Origin of the sequence: Aquimarina sp. MMG016 (assembly GCF_018100805.1) — a bacterium.
Classification (GTDB): domain Bacteria; phylum Bacteroidota; class Bacteroidia; order Flavobacteriales; family Flavobacteriaceae; genus Aquimarina.
The window spans coordinates 1-19,030 of sequence record NZ_JAGJEA010000020.1 but is presented as its reverse complement, the minus strand read 5'-3'; the positions used below and the strand labels follow the sequence as shown (position 1 = coordinate 19,030).

Annotated in this window: 18 protein-coding genes; 10 read left to right on the top strand and 8 right to left on the bottom strand. The window is 33.7% G+C overall.

Features of this window, described 5'->3' with window-relative positions; all coding sequences use genetic code 11:
• The 3 genes from J8M14_RS22630 to J8M14_RS22620 are packed head-to-tail and all read left to right on the top strand — an operon-like array spanning nt 1 to nt 3,055.
• Nucleotides 1–954, top strand: a complete 954-nt coding sequence (locus J8M14_RS22630; protein ID WP_211077118.1) for a DUF5829 family protein — start codon at nt 1–3, stop codon at nt 952–954.
• Between the two features lie 36 nt (nt 955–990).
• Nucleotides 991–1,812: a hypothetical protein gene (locus J8M14_RS22625; RefSeq protein ID WP_211077117.1), complete on the top strand. Its 822-nt coding sequence runs from the start codon at nt 991–993 to the stop codon at nt 1,810–1,812.
• A gap of 25 nt (nt 1,813–1,837) precedes the next feature.
• Nucleotides 1,838–3,055, top strand: a complete 1,218-nt coding sequence (locus J8M14_RS22620) for a GTP-binding protein (RefSeq protein WP_211077116.1) — start codon at nt 1,838–1,840, stop codon at nt 3,053–3,055.
• Between the two features lie 126 nt (nt 3,056–3,181).
• Here the strand turns inward: J8M14_RS22620 and J8M14_RS22615 are convergent, their stop codons facing one another.
• From J8M14_RS22615 to J8M14_RS22595, 5 genes are all read right to left on the bottom strand, one after another.
• Entirely contained in the window at nt 3,182–4,096 is a 915-nt protein-coding gene (locus J8M14_RS22615) for a metallophosphatase (protein ID WP_211077115.1), read from the bottom strand.
• A gap of 11 nt (nt 4,097–4,107) precedes the next feature.
• Nucleotides 4,108–4,902 carry a 5'-nucleotidase gene (locus tag J8M14_RS22610; RefSeq protein ID WP_211077114.1) on the bottom strand — a complete coding sequence of 265 codons (795 nt, stop codon included), beginning with the start codon at nt 4,900–4,902 and terminating at the stop codon, nt 4,108–4,110.
• Between the two features lie 153 nt (nt 4,903–5,055).
• A complete protein-coding gene (locus tag J8M14_RS22605) occupies nt 5,056–5,499 on the bottom strand; it encodes a hypothetical protein (RefSeq protein ID WP_211077113.1) in 444 nt (147 codons plus the stop codon).
• Nucleotides 5,492–6,652 (bottom strand): FtsX-like permease family protein, encoded by a 1,161-nt coding sequence (locus tag J8M14_RS22600; protein ID WP_211077112.1) that lies wholly within the window; start codon nt 6,650–6,652, stop codon nt 5,492–5,494. Before J8M14_RS22600 ends, J8M14_RS22605 begins: the two co-directional genes overlap by 8 nt.
• 41 nt (nt 6,653–6,693) lie before the next feature.
• The gene (locus tag J8M14_RS22595; RefSeq protein WP_211077111.1) at nt 6,694–7,326 is read right to left on the bottom strand and encodes an ATP-binding cassette domain-containing protein; all 633 of its coding nucleotides are present in this window, start codon (nt 7,324–7,326) and stop codon (nt 6,694–6,696) included.
• Between the two features lie 102 nt (nt 7,327–7,428).
• Here J8M14_RS22595 and J8M14_RS22590 point away from each other — a divergent pair, with 102 nt between their 5' ends.
• The 7 genes from J8M14_RS22590 (at nt 7,429) to J8M14_RS22560 (ending at nt 15,972) form a co-directional block, all read left to right on the top strand.
• Nucleotides 7,429–7,833 (top strand): MerC domain-containing protein, encoded by a 405-nt coding sequence (locus J8M14_RS22590; protein WP_247672747.1) that lies wholly within the window; start codon nt 7,429–7,431, stop codon nt 7,831–7,833.
• Nucleotides 7,834–7,839: 6 nt separating this feature from the next.
• Nucleotides 7,840–8,511 carry a GTP cyclohydrolase I FolE gene (folE, locus tag J8M14_RS22585; protein ID WP_211077110.1) on the top strand — a complete coding sequence of 224 codons (672 nt, stop codon included), beginning with the start codon at nt 7,840–7,842 and terminating at the stop codon, nt 8,509–8,511.
• A gap of 78 nt (nt 8,512–8,589) precedes the next feature.
• Nucleotides 8,590–9,534 carry a GTP-binding protein gene (locus tag J8M14_RS22580; RefSeq protein WP_211077109.1) on the top strand — a complete coding sequence of 315 codons (945 nt, stop codon included), beginning with the start codon at nt 8,590–8,592 and terminating at the stop codon, nt 9,532–9,534.
• A gap of 266 nt (nt 9,535–9,800) precedes the next feature.
• Nucleotides 9,801–10,496, top strand: a complete 696-nt coding sequence (locus J8M14_RS22575; protein WP_211077108.1) for an ABC transporter ATP-binding protein — start codon at nt 9,801–9,803, stop codon at nt 10,494–10,496.
• Between the two features lie 21 nt (nt 10,497–10,517).
• Nucleotides 10,518–13,016: a TonB-dependent receptor gene (locus tag J8M14_RS22570; protein ID WP_211077107.1), complete on the top strand. Its 2,499-nt coding sequence runs from the start codon at nt 10,518–10,520 to the stop codon at nt 13,014–13,016.
• A 161-nt stretch (nt 13,017–13,177) separates the two neighbouring features.
• A complete protein-coding gene (locus tag J8M14_RS22565; protein ID WP_211077106.1) occupies nt 13,178–14,629 on the top strand; it encodes a DUF3526 domain-containing protein in 1,452 nt (483 codons plus the stop codon).
• The gene (locus J8M14_RS22560) at nt 14,626–15,972 is read left to right on the top strand and encodes a DUF3526 domain-containing protein (RefSeq protein WP_211077105.1); all 1,347 of its coding nucleotides are present in this window, start codon (nt 14,626–14,628) and stop codon (nt 15,970–15,972) included. Before J8M14_RS22565 ends, J8M14_RS22560 begins: the two co-directional genes overlap by 4 nt.
• A gap of 2 nt (nt 15,973–15,974) precedes the next feature.
• Here J8M14_RS22560 and J8M14_RS22555 read toward each other — a convergent pair whose 3' ends face one another.
• From J8M14_RS22555 to J8M14_RS22545, 3 genes are all read right to left on the bottom strand, one after another.
• Nucleotides 15,975–16,154 carry a hypothetical protein gene (locus J8M14_RS22555; protein WP_211077104.1) on the bottom strand — a complete coding sequence of 60 codons (180 nt, stop codon included), beginning with the start codon at nt 16,152–16,154 and terminating at the stop codon, nt 15,975–15,977.
• Between the two features lie 544 nt (nt 16,155–16,698).
• A complete protein-coding gene (locus J8M14_RS22550) occupies nt 16,699–17,580 on the bottom strand; it encodes a type IX secretion system membrane protein PorP/SprF (RefSeq protein WP_211077103.1) in 882 nt (293 codons plus the stop codon).
• 69 nt (nt 17,581–17,649) lie between these two features.
• On the bottom strand, nt 17,650–19,030 hold a 1,381-nt coding region (locus tag J8M14_RS22545), incomplete at its 5' end, for a gliding motility-associated C-terminal domain-containing protein (RefSeq protein WP_211077102.1).

Genomic DNA, 19,030 nt, shown 5'->3' with positions numbered 1-19,030 from the left:
ATGTTTAAACAAATAGCTGTTTGTTTGATTCTTTCGATTGCTTTTGGTGCTTGTAATGAACAAGAAAAAAAAGAAAATCTAGAGGCTATTATCGATCGAAAAAAGATTGACGCAGTTTTTAACAAAGATGTGTCTAAGTTACTATTAGATCATTTATATGTAGTGGTTGATAGTATTACTCATGAAAGACTGATAAGGAACAACCAATTGAAAAATACTTATGCTTCCCTAGACTTGGGATTACCTGATTTTGCTCCTGTACATAATAAAGCATCTACTTGTTATTTGCGAGGACATCATCATTATATTGAAATTTTGGGGCCAAAAAACAGTTATAATGAACCTGTTGGAAAAAGTGGTATAGGTTTCTCTCTAAAAAATAACAATGAGCATTTTCACTTGGGTGTTAAACCTAAACTAAAATCACCAACAGACTCGTTTCTATATGCTACAGAAACTGTACAAATGCCTTTGGGAAATCACAAACATACTTGGTTTAAGGCTTTTTATACGCCTAGTACTGGCACAGCGTTACACACTTGGTATGGCTTTTACAATCCAGTTTTTTTAAATAATCTTCAAGGGAAGCGGCACGTTACATATTCTCGCGAAGCATTCCTTAAGCCTACTTATACAGAACAAAAACTTTTTAATGGTATTAAAGAAATATACTTAAGTTGTACACCGGAAGACTATCAGCGTGTAACGCAAGAACTGAGACATTTAGGCTGTAAGCTCTTAGAAAAAAAAGGAAATATTCTTACCATAGCTGCAGGTGACATTACCATTAACATAAAGCCTTCTAATCAGGTAGAATATAGCAGAATTACTAAAATAATTTGTCGCTTAAATGATAAAGATAATAGTACTACCCAATTAGGAAATTTAACCATAACCAATCAAGGAAATGAATCCATATGGAATTTTGATGAACTTCATAAAAACAACTTTTAAAAATAGAATTTAATACGTATTTAAAATCAAAACAAAATGAACAAAAAAACTCACTATCCAATTATCGCTACATGCCTATTCTTTTTTGCTATTACCTCTTGTAAACAAGAGAAGAAAGCTCCAGAAACTATGGATAAGCCTGAAACCGAGATTACTGAAGAGGTAGTAAAACCAGAAATTACATTAGAGAAGTTAGAAGAATCACCTGCGTACGCTGATGCAGCACTTATTTTAGATACCTCTGAGGAAATAGTTGCTAAAAAATCCGGAGAAATGGATTTTTCTTTTAAAGTTGAAAATTACGAATTAGGTGCCCAAACCAAAGGACCAAACGCTCAAAAGCTAGCGAATTCCGGCAAAGGACAACATATCCATTTTATCCTGAATAACCAACCCTACTCTGCACATTATGAACCAAACTTTAAAAAAGAAATCCCAGAAGGTATTCATCATTTAGTTGCTTTTTTAAGCCGTTCATTCCACGAATCTGTAAAGAATGAAAATTCTGTAGTTGTTCGCAAACTAGTAGTTGGAGAAAAACCTGAGGATAAATTAAGTCTTAACATGGAAGCACCGACACTAATTTATAGCAGACCTAAAGGTGAATACACAGGAAAAGGTACAGAGGAAATATTATTAGATTTCTTTGTTCTAAACACAACACTTTCTAAAGAAGGAAACAAAGTTCGTGCAAAGATCAATGATAAAGAATTTACAATCACAGAATGGGTTCCTCATGTTATCAAAGGGCTTCCTATGGGAGAAGTTACTATTCAATTAGAATTAATTGATGAAGCAGGAAACTTTATTCCCGGACCATTTAACAAAGTAACTCGTAAGATCACATTAAAAAATTAAGATCTAAAACAAAAAAATAAAGTTAATGAAAAAATTACCTGTAACTGTATTGAGTGGCTTTCTTGGTGCAGGAAAAACAACGCTGTTAAATCATATTTTGCATAATAAAGAAGGGTTAAAAGTTGCCGTTATTGTCAATGATATGAGTGAAATCAATATTGACGCACAACTTGTTGAAAACGAAAACACCCTCTCTAGAACAGAAGAAAAATTGGTAGAAATGTCCAATGGTTGTATCTGCTGCACCTTAAGGGAAGACTTAATGATAGAAGTAGAAAAATTAGCCAAAGAACAACGGTTTGATTATCTAATTATAGAAAGTACCGGAATCTCTGAACCTATTCCAGTAGCACAAACGTTTAGTTTTGCCAGTGAAGATGGACAATTGGATTTGAGCCAGTTCAGCTATGTAGATACTATGGTTACTGTTGTAGATGGTTATAATTTTTTAAAGGATTTTTCTAGTCCGCAATATTTAACCGATAGAAATCTCACCAATATTGAAGGAGATGACCGAACTATTGTTAACCTGCTTACTGACCAAGTAGAATTTGCAAATGTAATCTTGTTAAATAAGGTAGATTTGATAACGGAATCTGAGTTGAGAAATTTATATGATATTATCCATAAATTAAATCCTAACGCTCGTGTCATCCCTACACAAAACTCTCAAGTACCCTTACAAGAAGTGATTGATACAGGTCTGTTTGATTTTGAAGAAGCAGAAGCATCGGCAGGATGGATACAAGAGCTCGAAAATGAACACATCCCCGAAACCGAAGAATATGGAATTGGTTCTTTTGTTTATAGAAAATGTAAGCCTTTTCACCCTCAGCGTTTTTTAGATTTTGCAACGCATCATTTCCCATCAAATATTATTCGAAGCAAAGGATTATTTTGGCTTGCCTCTCGTCCAGACCAGGCTCTTATTTGGGGCTCGGCAGGAGGTTCACTCAAAACTGACCCAGCTGGAGTCTGGTGGGCTTCCATGCCTTTTAGTGAACGAATAAGTTATGCCTCATTTCTAGATAATCAAAAAATGATCGAAGCTGAATGGGACGTTACTTTTGGCGACCGTAAAATTGAATTGGTATTTATCGGTCAAAACATCAATGTAGATCTAGTGACTACCCAACTGGATGACTGTTTGCTCACAGAATCAGAGCTTGACCAGTGGAAAAAGGGAGCGTTTGCTGCAAACGATGATTGGCCTATTCCTAATTACCAAGAGTCATCTATGTAATGGATATAAAATTGAAAGGTCCGAAATAATAAACAATCCGGTTTGTAAATAATCTTACCGGATTTGTTTTCTTCAGGAGTATAGAAACACTATTTCAAAAACTATTATGAATTAAATGAAGTAGATCTATACTGAAATCGTACTCGCTTTAGAAACCTTACTTTTTTCACTATCAAAATAGAAATCTATTCTTCCTAAATACAAACCATAGCACCCTACCTGATTCACGAGTACATCTTTGCCTTTTCTGTTTTTTACTATTGTTGGTTCCTTCAAAAAAGTATGGGTATGTCCTCCAATGATAAGGTCAATATTTTCTGTAGCTTTAGCCAGACTAATATCACCCACTTTATTAGGTTCGTTTTTGTAATCATATCCTAAATGAGAAAGACAAATGACCAAATCACATTTCTCTTCCGTTTTTAATATGCTACTCATGTCTTGGACAATCTCTATTGGGTTAAGATATTTGGTTTCTTTATATAATTCTTTCATTACAAGCCCTTGCAATTCTATTCCTAAACCAAATACACCAATCCTAATACCGTCTCGAATTAATATTTCATAGGGTTTAACAAAAGTATCCATAACTGTATTGGTGAAATCATAGTTGGCAGAAACAAACTTAAATCCGGCGTAAGGCATTTGTGCATGTAAACCTTCAATACCGTTATCAAAATCATGATTCCCAATAGTTGCCACATCATATTTAAGCATACTCATCAACTTGAATTCTAATTCACCTCCATAAAAATTAAAATAAGGAGTTCCCTGAAAAATATCTCCGGCATCTAATAACAATGTATTTGGGTTCTCTTTTCTTATATTTTCTATTATTGTTGCTCTTCTTGCAACGCCTCCCTTATTTGAGTTTCTACCGTCTTCAGGTCCAAATGGATCTATATGACTATGCACATCGTTTGTATGTAAAATCGTTATTTTTTTTCCTTGATTAGCAGAAAAAGATGACAAACCTACTCCACCAAGTGTCATCAAACCTGTTGTTAATGCTGTATGTTTTACAAAATCTCTTCGTTTCATTTCTCTATTTCTTAATTAATTTGCAAAAATCTATCATCTATCATCGGTCCAATCGTATCTACCTTTTTAAAATAGTCAATCATTGCATTTCGAACTTTATAATTTATGGGATGAGCGTTCACAGATTCTTTGAAAAAATACATCTCATCACCTCCATTATACAAATAGTCATTAGTAGCCACAAAATAAACCTCTTCATCCTTAATTTCTTTATTATTAATAAGCGCTTTGATAATATTAAAATCTTTATCAACAGTCAATTTTAATCCGGAAATAGGATGTGCTTTTCGAGATTTTTGTAAATAGGCAATCAACTCTCTGATATGAATTCCTTTCATTTCAACCACTATAATACTATTCTCAAAAGGCATTACTTGATAAGCGGTACGTGCAGTTATATTACCTTTTGGTATTGGCGCTCGTATTCCACCATGATTTAATAGTGCCATATCAATTGCATTTTTAGTCTTTGACATAAAAAAGGGATTGGCTTGCTCTAAAATAATATCTGCCATTAAGTTACCTATAGCAGTATTCAAAATTCCATCATTTTTGGAATATGTCTCTGGTGCATAAGCCAAAGTACTATCTAAAGTTTTATTTACGTGCATCCTGTATGGTTGGATAAAAGCTTCTATATCCGGATGATTAGGAGTCGTATCATTTATTTCAATTCTTACTCCTTCTACCTGTACTAGGTGCTCTTTTTTACGGCAAGAAGAGAGTACTATTATAAATATGAGTAAAAAGAAACTTTTGTAAATTATATTTTTTAGAAAATAATTATAATGCGTTATTTTATCCATGTATTATAAAACTTGATTAATCCTTTCTCTAACAGCTAATGTAAAATTTTAATTCTATTTACTCGATAATCGAGATTTAAATATTCCAAGGCTAGCTTCGAAATCAAAAAAAATCTAATAAATGCCTTCTGAGCCTTACCTCGCGGCGGTGGTTTACTGAACCAATCTACCTGTAGCTTTTTTTAGAATATAATTACAGTGATCTACATCATCTGTATTAAGCTCAAGAATACCTGTAACTTCAACAATCTGATCCATTTTAAAATTTGGCTTTTGCCTAAAAACAACCTCTATAACACTTTCTGGACCTGCCCCACCACAAAAAAAACAGGAAGATCTCGGGTTTTTGGAAATCAAATAAAATTCATCCTCTTCAATAGAAAAATCCAAAAAATAACCTTTAATACGAATTCTAATGCCCTGATAAGACTTTATACTAGGACCGAATTTTGGTTTTAGAAAAATATCATCATACACCGCACTGTACACATTACTAAATGTTACATCTGCAAAATCATTCCAAGTCAATTTTTCTTGAGAAAAAAGATTAAACTTAGTACATATAAAAAGTAAAGTAAGAAAAACTATTTTATGCATTAGATATTGTTTTAGAAACGTTTAATTTAAACAAGGATAATGAAGCCAGAATTGCGGCCAATAAGGTCGTTAGAATCACTATAGCTAAGATGAATAACTCTTTATTAGTTGGAAAGCTAAATACAAAATGATAACCGTATAAACCTTCAGTAAAAATTGAAAAAAACCAAATACCTATTCTCCCTAAAAACCATCCTAAAACAGATCCTAAAAGGGATAAAAAAAGTGCTTCCAGAAAAACTAATTTTATCAACTCATACTTAGTGGCTCCATAGGTGCGTAACAAGGCCAACTCTTGTTTTCTTTCCCTTACGGTTTTTATTAAGTTTAGAAATATACTTAAGCCCGCTACCAGCAATATTGCAATAGAAATACTATTAATCACCTGAAAGCCAATTCCTAAAAACTCCATTAAACGTTCGATTTCAAATTTGGGAAGTGCTGCTTGCATGGTGGTTTTTTCATTAATAAACCTGGACAATTGCAAAGCCCCCAGAGGGTTTCTAAATTTAACTAACAAAGAGGTTATTTCTTTATCTTCTTCCTCATGCTCTTCTTCATGATGGTCATGCTCATCATTATGTTCATGTACTTCCCAAATACTTTTAAGATTAGTAATGATAAGTTGGTCTATAACTTTACCAGTTGGTTTTAATATTCCGGTAACCACAAAAGGGTTTTCATCATGAGTTTCTAATCCATTTTCTGCTAAACCGTGTGCACTGGTAAAAGTATCTCCTATTTGGAGGTTGATTTTTTTTGCAACATCATTTCCAATAACTACCTCAAATGCCTTTTCAAATAACTTGCCATCTGTCAAGGTTGCATTATATTTAGCCAAATACTCAGTTGAAGTTCCTAAAATTCTATGCCCCTTATAATTGTCTCCATAAGAAACCGGTACCATTTCTTTAACCATTGGATTTCTGCCAATTTTTAGAGCTTCTTCTAATGATATGTTACCAGTAGGGTTATCGATATGTAAAACAGAGGATAACACAAGTTGTAAAGGGCTTCCTTTGGCACCAATGACCATATCAAATGGTTTGATATTTTTTTCTAAATGTTGACTAAGTTGATCTCGTGCCTGCAACACCAAAGTTGCCAACGAAATACTGAGTAACAATAACAAAACACTTAAAACAGTATTCAAAGGTTTTGAAATCAGGTTTTTATAAGCCAGGTATAACAATTTTATAAAATTATATGATTACCAAAATGTGATTTAACTCTTTGATCATGAGTAATAATAACCAAATTACTTTTACAGATCTGAGCCTCTTTTTTCAGTAAGGAAATGACCTTTTCACAATTTGCATCGTCCAAGTTTGATGTAGGTTCATCTGCTAATATAACCTTTGGTTTATGTATGACCCCGAGAGCAATCGAAAGTCGCTGTCGTTGGCCTTCACTTAATTCATGAACTTTCTTGTTCCGAACTTCAGTCAATTCTAATTCTTCTATTAACTGTTTTTTTCTGTGCTGATCAGTTCTTTTTTTTGATAGTTTTTCGCGCATGGTCAAATTTTCTAATAAGGTTAAAGACTTAATAAAATGACCTCTTTGAAAAATCATTCCAATATGTTTTGCTCTAAAATTATTTAGTTGACCTCGTGTAAGTTCTTGTACGCAGGTATTACCAATAAATACATTTCCTGATTTCGGAATCAAAAGACCCGCTATAAGATGTAACAAAGTAGTTTTTCCGATACCGGAGGGACCCAGAATTAAAGCATTTTGCTCAAATGATAAATCGATATCAGGAAAATAAAAAGTATCCGTTTTTGTATTCTGATATGTATATCGCAGCGATGTCGTTCGGATCATAAAATCATTTTGTCAAAAATAAATAAATATTATTAACGCAACAAAGTTGCAATTATAAAATATATACTATCTTTGCCCCCATTAAAATACATACGTTTTATTTTGAATATTTTACACTTACGTAGTAACTCAGACACATTAGGTATTATCGCCAGTAGCTTATGTTTAGCTCACTGTTTAGCAACTCCTTTTTTATTCCTTGCACATGCTGGATCTTCCGTATTTCAAGATGGATATTCTGTTTGGTGGAAATCACTGGATATTATTTTTTTGGGACTTTCTTTCATAGCGATTTATCAATCTACTAAAACTACTACAAACACAAGAACAAAATATGCTTTTTGGTCAACTTGGCTGTTGCTGCTATTTATTATATTGAATGAAAAACTATCCATATTACCTTTACCTGAAGAAGTCATTTATGTAGTATCTATAGTATTAGTAGGGTTACATTTCTATAATAAAAAATATTGTCGCTGTAAGGGTGAAAAATGCTGTATAAATTAATTTATCATGAGCTCTAAAAATCAAAATGAAATAGAATTAATTGGAGATGCACATATTTCCAGTTCGACAGAAACGCCTTTACGAGCAGATGCTTTTGATACATCTGACGACGAAAAGATTAAAAATATACAATACCATTTTGCAGAAATTATGAAGGAATTAGGACTTGATCTAACAGATGATAGTCTATCCGGAACCCCATACAGGTTTGCCAAAATGTATGTAAAGGAACTTTTTTACGGTTTAGATCCGAAAAATCGTCCTAGAACTTCCACTTTTGAAAATAAGTACAAATATCAAAAAATTCTTGTAGAACAAAACATCAATATTGATTCCTCTTGCGAACATCATTTTCTACCTATTGTAGGTACCGCTCATGTAGGATATATTCCTAAAGACAAGGTAATTGGACTGTCAAAAATTAATAGACTAGTAGATTATTATGCACATCGCCCTCAAGTACAAGAGAGATTATGCTTACAAATTTTAAAAGACTTACAAGAAACCTTAGAAACAAAAGATGTCATTGTTGTAGTAAATGCCAAGCATTTATGTGTTTCTTCTAGAGGCATTAAAGATAAAAGTAGCTTTACTACTACTTTAGAATATGGAGGATATTTTGAAAATAAGACCAATCGCGAGGAGTTTCTAAATATCATAAATCAACAGGTACTATAAATTGACTCAAAGGTACTTGCTCGTTTTTATACTTTTATTCTAACAACAAACGGTATAGTATTTTTTTTCAAAAAAACTATGGAAGCTATAATTTCGATTGTTGGTTTTTTGGGAGCTGGAAAAACAACACTTTTACGACACTTAATGTCCAGTTATATCAATAATGGCTGGAATCCTTTTATTGTTCTAAATGATTACGAAAATGCAAATCTTGATGCTCTTCAACTTACTGATAAGATCGATCCTAAGTGGATCAGAGCGCTTACAGGCAGTTGTATTTGCTGCAGTGGTATTAATGAATTAAGAAATCACATAAATCGAATTCCTGAACGCGCTAATGGAATTACATTAATCGAGGCAAATGGTACTTCTGATGCATGTTCCTTGATGGAATTTCTGGGCGTTGGATTTAATGATAGGTTCTTACCTCCTATTCAGGTATCTGTTGTAGATGTTAAAAATTGGCAAAAAAGAGGAGAACACAATGAACTGGAATCAAATCAAGTTCAAGTGTCATCATTGATTATTCTTACACATCTTGAAAAAATAACTGAAAGCAGACAAACTATCGTTGTTAGGGAACTAAAACTACTCAACCCTTTTGCTAAAATTTTGACAATGAATAAAATTGATGTTACACTTCTACCAGAGCTTTTGCCATCTAAAAACACAGCCCAGAAACTTGATCATCAAAAAGCACATTGGTCTTCTTGTTCTGTTGATCTACCAGATCTGCCTGACTTAGATTGTATTTATGATATCTGTCAGGCACTACCAGAAAGTATACTTAGGGTAAAAGGTTGTACAAAAATTGGGGACGAAAAAAAGTACACCTACTTTGAACATAATCCGGATGGTCAAGTATTTATTCGACCATTTAATGGAGTTCCTATTACCGGTTCAAAATTTCTCACTATTGGGCCAGGCAGTGAGCCCTCATTACTTAAAAAAGTAATCGAAACAAGCCTTATTGCTGCAAATTTGCGCCTACAGTTAAAAACGGATGATAATAAAAGTATTTAGGTAATTCTACCTAAGTATTCCTTATAGGTATAATACCATAGCCTTTCTTTAATTTATCACGTAATATTTACATTGGTTTTACATCATTGAATTACCCATTAACATAATATTAACGCAACTTAATTGCAATAAAAAATATTATACCTAAGTTTGCAACTATGTTGCATTAAAATACTTTTTTACAGTACAAATTATATGTTTTTTGATCAATTGCAGTCTTATAAAAATATGAACTGGGTTTAACCTCAATTTTAAAAAATCATCATATGCTACAAGCCATAAATCTTACCAAGTCATATGGTAAGCACCAAGCACTTAGTCAATTAAATTTATCTGTTGATAAGGGAGAAATATTTTGCTTACTTGGTCAAAATGGAGCTGGTAAAACAACAACTATTAATCTGTTTTTAGGTCTTATTCAATCTACAAGTGGCGAAGCTTTAATTAACGGAATTACCGTTATACCTAATAATAACAAAACTACCAAGATGATTGCTTACATCCCTGAGGTTGTGCAATTATACGGTAATCTATCTGGCACTGAAAACTTAAATTTCTTCAGTAGATTAGCGGGTTTTAAATATTCCAACAAAGAGCTTTCTGACTTTTTATCAAAGGCAGGATTACAAGAAGCCGCACATCAAAACAGGCTATCCTCTTACTCCAAAGGAATGAGGCAAAAAGTAGGTATCGCTATCGCTCTTTCTAAAAATGCAGATTACATCTTCATGGATGAACCTATCTCAGGTTTGGATCCCAAAGCAACTTTAGAATTCACTAAAATTTGCAAAGAATTGAGCAATGATGGCAAAGCTATCTTTATGGCAACTCACGACATTTTCAACGCAGTCAATGTAGGAACCAAAATTGGTATAATGAAAGAAGGGCAATTAGTTCATACTTCGGACACTGATACCATTAACGCCACTCAATTACAAGATTTATACTTAAAAACTATCTAAACACAAATCAATTAACACAAAATGAAACTTTTTAAATTATTACCCACCCTTTTATTAATATTATGTAGTTGTGCCACATTCGCACAAGTAAAAGTAACGGGAACCATCGTCGACACTCAAAACATTCCGATTTCAGGAGCAACAATTTCGTTAGAAAACAAAACAGATACTTTCGGGAAACTTACTGATAACTCCGGACAATTTGAAATAGATGCACCTTCTGGAACATATACTATCGAAGTGCGTTATTTAGGTTTTCAGCCTTATAAAAATACTATCGAGATTGGTGATGGTTCTGCATATGACACAGGAACAATTCAGTTAGAAGAAGGTACTGAGCAGCTTCAAAGTGTTGAAATTGTTGGTCGTGTAAGAAAAGATTATAACAGTGATTATTCATTTTCCGCAACTAAAGTAGCAATTAAAAATAAAGAGTTACCACAAGTGGTAGCTGCAGTAACCAAAGAGCTTATTGCAGACCGACAAGCTTTTCAGTTACCAGATGCTGTAAAAACGGTGAGTAATGTTTCGATTACAGGTTTGTACAACCATTATAATATTCGTGGTATTACCCAAGCAGATGATGGACAAGTGCTTAACGGTATGCGAACACGTCAGTACTACTTTTTACAACCTATAACATCTCATCTAGAGCGAGTAGAAGTTATTAAAGGTCCTTCATCAGTAACATTTTCTAGTGCTGACCCTGGTGGAACTGTAAATATGGTAACTAAAAAGCCATTAGCTGAAAACTATAATGAAGTTTCAGTCTCTGCTGGTAGTTTTGGAACATTAAGAGCAACTGCAGATTTTACCGGTCCTTTAAACGATTCTAAAACGTTGTTATATCGTTTCAATGCAGCCATTCAAGAAGCTGATTCTTTTAGAGATATCGTGAATAATAATGCTATTTTAATTTCACCATCTTTAAGTTATATCCCTAACGAAAATACCTCTCTTAATGTAGAGATGATTTATAACAATGCCGAAGGTAATTTAGATAGAGGTCAGCCAATTTTTGATGCTGTTGGTGATAATTATAACCCAAATAGTACTCCAACTACGTTGAATCCAGGTGCAATTAACGACTTCTACAAAACTAAAGAATTCATATTCATGACAAGCTTTAGTAAAAAGTTTACGAAAAACTTTGGTTTCAATGCTCAGTATATGAAGCAAACCTGGGATGAAGATTTACAAGAACACAGAGCGGACGCATTCCGTCAAGCTTATGATATTAATGGAGAGGTTGTTCCTAATCTTGTAGCTATGAGATATGCGGAAAGACAACAAAATTGGAATACCGATAATTTAAGCGCATTTTTTAACTACGACATAGAAAAGGGCAATTTTAGCAATAAAGTTTTAGTAGGATACGATGCATCGCGTTGGGAAAGAAGAACGGGTGGTGCGAATAGCTCAAGAGATTATTTGTTAAATGATGGTTCTACTGCAAGATTTAGACCTGGAACAAGTGATCCAAATGATTTTCAGCAAACAGCTGATGGATTGTTAGTTCCTGCAGTTCCACATTTAGATTTAACGAATCCTTTTAACGGAATTAGAAACACTAACAATTATGTGCTTTCGCAATTTGAAATTCCTGCAAACCTAACGACCTCTAACGGTATTTATATTCAAAATCAATTTAAGATTGGAAAATTTTCAGCTTTAGTAAACTTACGATATGAGTGGTTCAAAGATATTTTTGATTACGAAGGAAATGAAGAGGAGTTTACAACCAATGCTTTTGTACCTAGACTTGGTGTAACGTATGAAGTTACAAATGACATTAGTGTTTATACTACTTATCTAGAAGGTTTTCAACCGCATACAAATACAGTATCATTATCTCCATCTGCTGAAGGTTTCTTTTGGTCTGCTTCACCGGGAAGGTTTGACCCCTTGGAAAGTAGCTTGATAGAATTTGGTGCTAAAGGAGAATTTTTAAACGGGAAGATATTTGCCAACTTAGCAGTTTTTAGCATTACTCAAAAAAACATCTTACTTGGTGATACTTTTGATTTAGATAACTTAACAACAAGAGGAGAGCAAAGAAGTAGAGGTTTTGAAGCAGATATTTCTGGTTATGTACTCCCTAATTTTCAATTAACAGCTTCTTACGGTTATACAGATGCCACAATTGAAGACGATGCTATTGCAGAATTTATAGGAGAACGAATCGGAGGAGCTCCAAAGCATAATGCAAATTTTTGGGGTAGATATGATTTTACTTCAATCGCTGCATTAAAAGGAATAGGAATTGGCTTTGGTGCACAGTATGTAGATGAGAGATTTACCTGGTACAATCCTACATATAGTACCAATAGGGTATTATTGCCAGAATACACAGTATTTGAAGGAGCTGTTTATTACAAGCCAAATAGCACAAATATGCAATTGACATTAAAAGTAAACAACGTATTTAATGACACGTATTGGCTGGGTGGTCTTAATCCTAATAGATTGGGACCAGGTGCACCAAGAAACTTTTTGTTGACTGCAACTTATAAATTCTAAAAGTGATTATCAAAAAGTATTAAAAATTCTGGATTGTCAGTCTTAGCTTGTCGAATACATTTTAAAAATAAGATGTTAAAAACTTCGACAAGCTTAGTTTGACAGAGTTGGTTACTTTTTAGACAATCTCATAACCATTGACAAACAATAAAAGCGAACATATGAAATGGGCTAATATTAAGTTATTCGCATTAAATTTTTGGCATAACGTAACAACTCCCAAAAGTTTTTATCTATTGTATTCCATTTTTATACTATTAACAGGCTATGCAGCTGTTAGTGGTATAAAAAACCATATCACACAAAATGAAATACGATTAGACCATCAAGTTAAAGCCAGACAAAGTTGGGAAGCTAATCCTGATAAGCATCCTCATCGAATGGCTCATTTTGGAACTTTTGCTTTTAGAATAAATGCCTCCTTAGGAATATTTGATTATGGACTAGAAAGTTTTACAGGAAACACAGTTTTTTTAGAAGCCCATAGGCAAAATAGTGTAAACTTTTCTGAAGCTACTTTTTCAACAGGTATGTTACGATTTGGAGAATTAAGCTTATCATTATTATTACAGCTCGTACTTCCATTAATCCTGTTTTTTTTAGGATTTTCTAGTGTTGCAAAAGATCGACAAAATGGAACACTAAAAATGTTATTGTCACAAGGTGCTACCTGGAAAGAGATCCTATTCGGAAAATCCATAGGACTTTTTACCATTTCTATGTTATTCTTTCTACCTGTTTTATTGGTAGTAATCATTGCCCTTTTGATATTTGGGCAACAAGCTGCTAATGATTTTCTTTGGCTTCGATTATTAATAATAAGCAGTGGGTATTTGGCTTTTCTATTTATTATATCGGCTTTGACCATTGTAGTTTCTGCAAGTACCCGCACTTCAAAAAATGCTTTACTTCGATTATTAGGTATCTGGTTACTATTGGTGGTGCTATTACCAAAATCTGCACAAGCGATGGGTAATTATTGGTTTCCTACGCCTAGCAAATTAGCTTTTCAATCCGCTATCGAAAAAGAAGTAATTAAAAAAGGTGATAGTCACAACCCAGATGATCCTCATTACAATAGTTTAAGGGATTCTGTTTTAAGCGTTCATAATGTTAAAAAAGTAACAGATTTGCCCTTTAATTATTCGGGTTTTGTGATGCGAGAAGGAGAAAAAATCACAGCTGACTTGTATAGAAAACATCACAGGAAATTGGTCAACATTTATAAAAGTCAAAATGATGTCACTCAGTTTTCATCATTCATCAACCCTTTTACGGCTATCAAACAGTTATCCATGACAATATCAGGAACAGATTTTTCATCTTATATTGATTTTCAGAATCAAGCCGATAATTATCGTTATCAGTTAGCGCAAACTATGAATGAGCTACAAATGGAATATATCAGCCCAAAAAAAAAGAGTGGATCTGAAGGAAAAACACATGTAGTTGATCACGAACATTGGTCAGAATTCCAGGATTTTAAACACCAGCCTATAGCGCTTTCTCAATCAATTAAAGAAGCTTTTCCTGCATTGATTTCCATAACATTATGGATATTAGTTACTTTTTGGTTATTACTATTCACCTCAAAAAAAGCACAGGCGATATGACAACATTTAAGTTATTTTTACAGCAATGCATAAGATCTAAAGAGGTTTGGATAAGTTTGTTGCTTATTACGCTTTTAGGAATAATAAGTATTGTTATTGGCAACAAACATCTTCAAAGGCAGCAAGATGCGATTGCTGAAGTAAAAACCTATCAAGAGCAACATTTTGATCGACAAGTAGCGCTGCATAATGAAGACTTAGGATTGTTATTGTATTATGCGAAATTTGCATATATAAACACCTTAAACCCACTAGCTGGATTATCCATTGGTCAATCAGATGTAAACCCAACTGTAAAACGAATTACAATTAAAACCTTTGAAGCGCAAAAGTATGATACCGATTTGGTGAATCCAATGAACTTACAATCCGGTAACCTCGATCTGTCTTTTGTAATCATTTATCTATTTCCTTTATTGGTCATTGTATTATCTTTTAACGTCCTTTCGGAAGAAACAGAAACCGGTACCTGGCGATTAGTAACTATCCAGGCTAGATCTAAATTAGGATTTATTATTTCCAAACTTCTAATCCGATTAGCTCTATTATATGTTGTACTGCTGTTTCTTTTTTTCATCGCAAAGCTAGTGCTTAACTTAACTTTTGATAGTAACTTATTCTGGATGCTAGGATTATCTATGTTATATATCCTATTTTGGTTTACACTTACTTTTTTCATCATCATTTTTAAAAAATCTTCCGGTTTTAATGCATTATTGCTTTTATCAGTTTGGTTAGTATTGATCATTCTTTTACCTGCTGGAATCAATGCCTATGTATCATCAAAATATCCAGTACCGGAAGCATTAAGCACCGCCATAGCGCAACGGGATGGGTATCACGTTAAGTGGGATACCGATAAATTGGCAACCATAGAGAAATTTTATAAGCACTATCCGCAATTTAAAAAATATGGATATCCTACAGATGGGTTTAATTGGCTATGGTATTACGCTATGCAGCAGATGGGAGATGATGATTCAAAAAACCAACGAGAAGCTCTAAATGAAAAGATAAAATTACGTGAACAAACCAGCACACAAATCGCATCTGCCATTCCAAATATGCATTTGCAACTTACCTTTAATCAATTGGCAGGAACGAGTATGAGTCAACAAATGGATTATCTCAAAGCCACTGATGCGTTTCACGAAAAACTAAGATTATTTTTCTATCCAAAAATATTTGAAAATAAGCATGCTGATTCTATCGATTGGAAACAATTTACGCCTGAATATTATGAAACAACGCCTGAAATATCACCAGTAAAGAATATGATACCAATTGTAATTGCATCAATATTGATGATTTTGGTTTCTATACCAATGACAAGACGTTTATAATTCTATTGTTTAGGTTCAATACCGACGTTCATAATAGTTTCGCCTTTATTAATTGGAGGAGTACCTATCATATATAAGATCATTCCGCTTTGTGATGCTTTAATATTTTCTAATGTATTACCAAAAAAATCAGTACTGTATCCTACTGGTTCTCCCTTTTTAATAAAGATCGATACCTGCAACGCTCCGCGTTGAGAATCACAAAAAGAAAATATACATTTTCTAACCTGTAACCTCAGAACTCATAAGGTTCGAGTCCTGTCCCCGGTACTTTTAAAAATCTAAAACATTGAATTTTAATGTTTTAGATTTTGTTTTTTAGCCCAATTTTATCCAAAAACCTTATTTTTTACCTTAAAATAAGGCGTGTACGTAAGGTTATCCACCCGAAGGTCTCAAGTATGTCTTTTTGAATATAAATATTTGTTAAAAAACGAGTTGTGCTTATTTTATAAAGTGTTTTTAAATATAAAGTACTTTTTGGAGTACCTAAACGGAGTACCTATTTTTACAGTTTTTATATCTGAGAACGGATCAAAACCAATTGTTGTGTTCACACAAAAATTCTCGTTTTTCCGGAAAAAATATCCATCTATAATCAAACATTAAATCTTCAACAACAAAATAACCCTACCTAATTAACATGATTAGCGAGTACATTTAGGTAGGGTAGAATAACAACTAATTTATTGTAATCATAGTAAATTACAAATTCAGCCTTTCTTTCTATAGTCTCAACTTTAAGATTACTTCGTGAGAGCCGTTATTATATCTTCTTGTATCTGCTGTTGTAAACTCATATGCGTACCCAAAATCTAACCTCCCTTGTAGAAATCTTGCAGCAGTCAGAAATAGTGTTATGCTTTCATCCAATCTATAATTAGTTCCTAACTCCAATCGTTCTTTATACGTACCTGATAAAGTTAGATCGATAGATGTTGGTGCGCCAGGAACAGCTTTTATCAGTGTCGAAGGAACAACTTTAAAAGCATCACTAAGGTACCATTCGTAACCTCCACCTAGAAACATTTGTAAGTCATCATCAGCAGATACAGGGTTTACACCATCTTTTTCATATCTATCATTTGATAACAGACTTGGTGCAGACAAGGTAATGAAGTATTTCTCAGATTTAAAATAAAAACCAACTCCAACATTTGGATTGAAAGAACTTACATTTTCAGAAAATAAGGGATCATTTTCCACATCTAGTTTTAATAAGTCGATATTTAAAAAAGTTCCACCGGCTTTTACTCCGGCATATAAATCTAGGGATTCTGCTAATTTAATCTTATAAGAGAAGTCAGCGTATACATGTGTTTCATCTAGGACAAATACTCTGTCGGTTATTACATTTAATCCTATTCCTACATTTTTACCAACAGGACTATTAATATTAAAATGGAATGTTTCTGGTGCACCATTAACACGAACCCATTGACTTCTTACACTAAATAGAGTTTCTAATGTCTGGTTCGTGCCGGCATATGCAGGTGTGATCACATTCATATTATATCGGTACATGCTAAAATGAGGATCTTGTTGAGCATGGGTTTGTACTAGAAATGATAGCATTAGTACAAAAAATATATAGTTTAAACTTTTCATCTTTTTTTATATTTTATTGTTTTTAATTAGGGGGCGAGCAATTATGCTCATCCCCGTCAACATATCATTTTAGTAGTTAATATAAATCCAACCGGTTAATGTTCCAGCCTGTGAATTACCAGTATCCAATATGTAGTAATAAGAGCCTACCGGCAATTTCTCGTCAGATCTAAATACTCTATTACCATTAGAAGTTCCATTCCAATCATTTTGGTAACTTTTCGCATCAAATACAATATCTCCCCATCTGTTAAATAGTTGTATGTGATGATTCGGAAAAGCTTCTAATCCTGAAATTACCCAAGTATCGTTGATACCATCTCCATTAGGAGAGAAGCCTTCCGGAATTCTAGTAATTATACAGGAGTTAGCATCTAAATAATCAGGGATTCCATTGTCATTACAGTCATCATTATTAAGATTCCCATCCTCATTTAAATCTTCTGATATAGTTAAAATACCATCTCCATCATCATCTACATCTTGAAAATCATTTTTACCATCACCATCGGTATCTTGTATGTTATAGTTAATAGTACCCGAATTTGCATCCGTACTGTTTTGTACATCATCTGGTATCCCATCATTACCTACCGGTCCGAGAATTCGGCCATCTGCAGAAATTTGAAGCCCATTAGTGTTTGCTCCTGATTCAAATACATCTAGCAATCCGTCTCCGTCAGAGTCTAAGTCAAGACTATCTATAATCCCATCACCATCTGTATCTCTTGTTGGATCCCCATTCTGTTCTATTTCGTCCGGAATCCCGTCATTATCATCATCAAGATCAACAACATCTGGTATGCCATCCGAATCAGAATCTAGAATAGATATAATTACAGTTCCTACTCCTGTATTCCCTGCACTATCCGTAGCACTAACCGTAATGCTATCATTATCTGCAAGTACTGGGAAATTACCACTAATTGGTATGTCTATTTCTGGGTTTATACTCCAATTACCATCATTATCTGTAGTCACCATATATACAACTTCTGCAATCCCATCTCCGTCTACATCTACCTCAATCATTAATTGTTCATTAGGCTCCCCTTGTCCTGTTAGTGTTGGTGTAATGTCACTTGTTGTAAAACTATCTACAGTAGGAGGAGTGTTATCACTAACCACGGTAATTTGTAAAACATTACTGGTAGCAGTACAGGTTGAACTTCCAGAGGTACTAGTTACAATTCTTCTAAACCAAGTATCTTGTGTAAGAGCTCCACTATCATATGTTGGGTCGGTTGCTCCTGTAACATTTACAAAATCGTTAGCAGTAGAACTTGTTGTACTACTTTGCCATTGATAACTAAGTGTTCCTGCTCCTGTGGCTGGCGTAGTTTCTGTAAATGCAGCAGGATCATCCCCGGAATTGATAGTTTGGTTATCCGCAATTGTACCAGACATAAGATTATCTGAAATTACCGTTACAGTTACGGTATCATCTACA

Bases quoted from the DNA above. Each gene is read 5' to 3' on its own strand.
- J8M14_RS22630 (WP_211077118.1), top strand. From the start codon at position 1: ATGTTTAAACAAATAGCTGTTTGTTTGATTCTTTCGATTGCTTTTGGT.
- J8M14_RS22625 (WP_211077117.1), top strand. From the start codon at position 991: ATGAACAAAAAAACTCACTATCCAATTATCGCTACATGCCTATTCTTT.
- J8M14_RS22620 (WP_211077116.1), top strand. From the start codon at position 1,838: ATGAAAAAATTACCTGTAACTGTATTGAGTGGCTTTCTTGGTGCAGGA.
- J8M14_RS22615 (WP_211077115.1), bottom strand. From the start codon at position 4,096: ATGAAACGAAGAGATTTTGTAAAACATACAGCATTAACAACAGGTTTG.
- J8M14_RS22610 (WP_211077114.1), bottom strand. From the start codon at position 4,902: ATGGATAAAATAACGCATTATAATTATTTTCTAAAAAATATAATTTAC.
- J8M14_RS22605 (WP_211077113.1), bottom strand. From the start codon at position 5,499: ATGCATAAAATAGTTTTTCTTACTTTACTTTTTATATGTACTAAGTTT.
- J8M14_RS22595 (WP_211077111.1), bottom strand. From the start codon at position 7,326: ATGATCCGAACGACATCGCTGCGATATACATATCAGAATACAAAAACG.
- folE (WP_211077110.1), top strand. From the start codon at position 7,840: ATGAGCTCTAAAAATCAAAATGAAATAGAATTAATTGGAGATGCACAT.
- J8M14_RS22580 (WP_211077109.1), top strand. From the start codon at position 8,590: ATGGAAGCTATAATTTCGATTGTTGGTTTTTTGGGAGCTGGAAAAACA.
- J8M14_RS22575 (WP_211077108.1), top strand. From the start codon at position 9,801: ATGCTACAAGCCATAAATCTTACCAAGTCATATGGTAAGCACCAAGCA.
- J8M14_RS22570 (WP_211077107.1), top strand. From the start codon at position 10,518: ATGAAACTTTTTAAATTATTACCCACCCTTTTATTAATATTATGTAGT.
- J8M14_RS22565 (WP_211077106.1), top strand. From the start codon at position 13,178: ATGAAATGGGCTAATATTAAGTTATTCGCATTAAATTTTTGGCATAAC.
- J8M14_RS22560 (WP_211077105.1), top strand. From the start codon at position 14,626: ATGACAACATTTAAGTTATTTTTACAGCAATGCATAAGATCTAAAGAG.
- J8M14_RS22550 (WP_211077103.1), bottom strand. From the start codon at position 17,580: ATGAAAAGTTTAAACTATATATTTTTTGTACTAATGCTATCATTTCTA.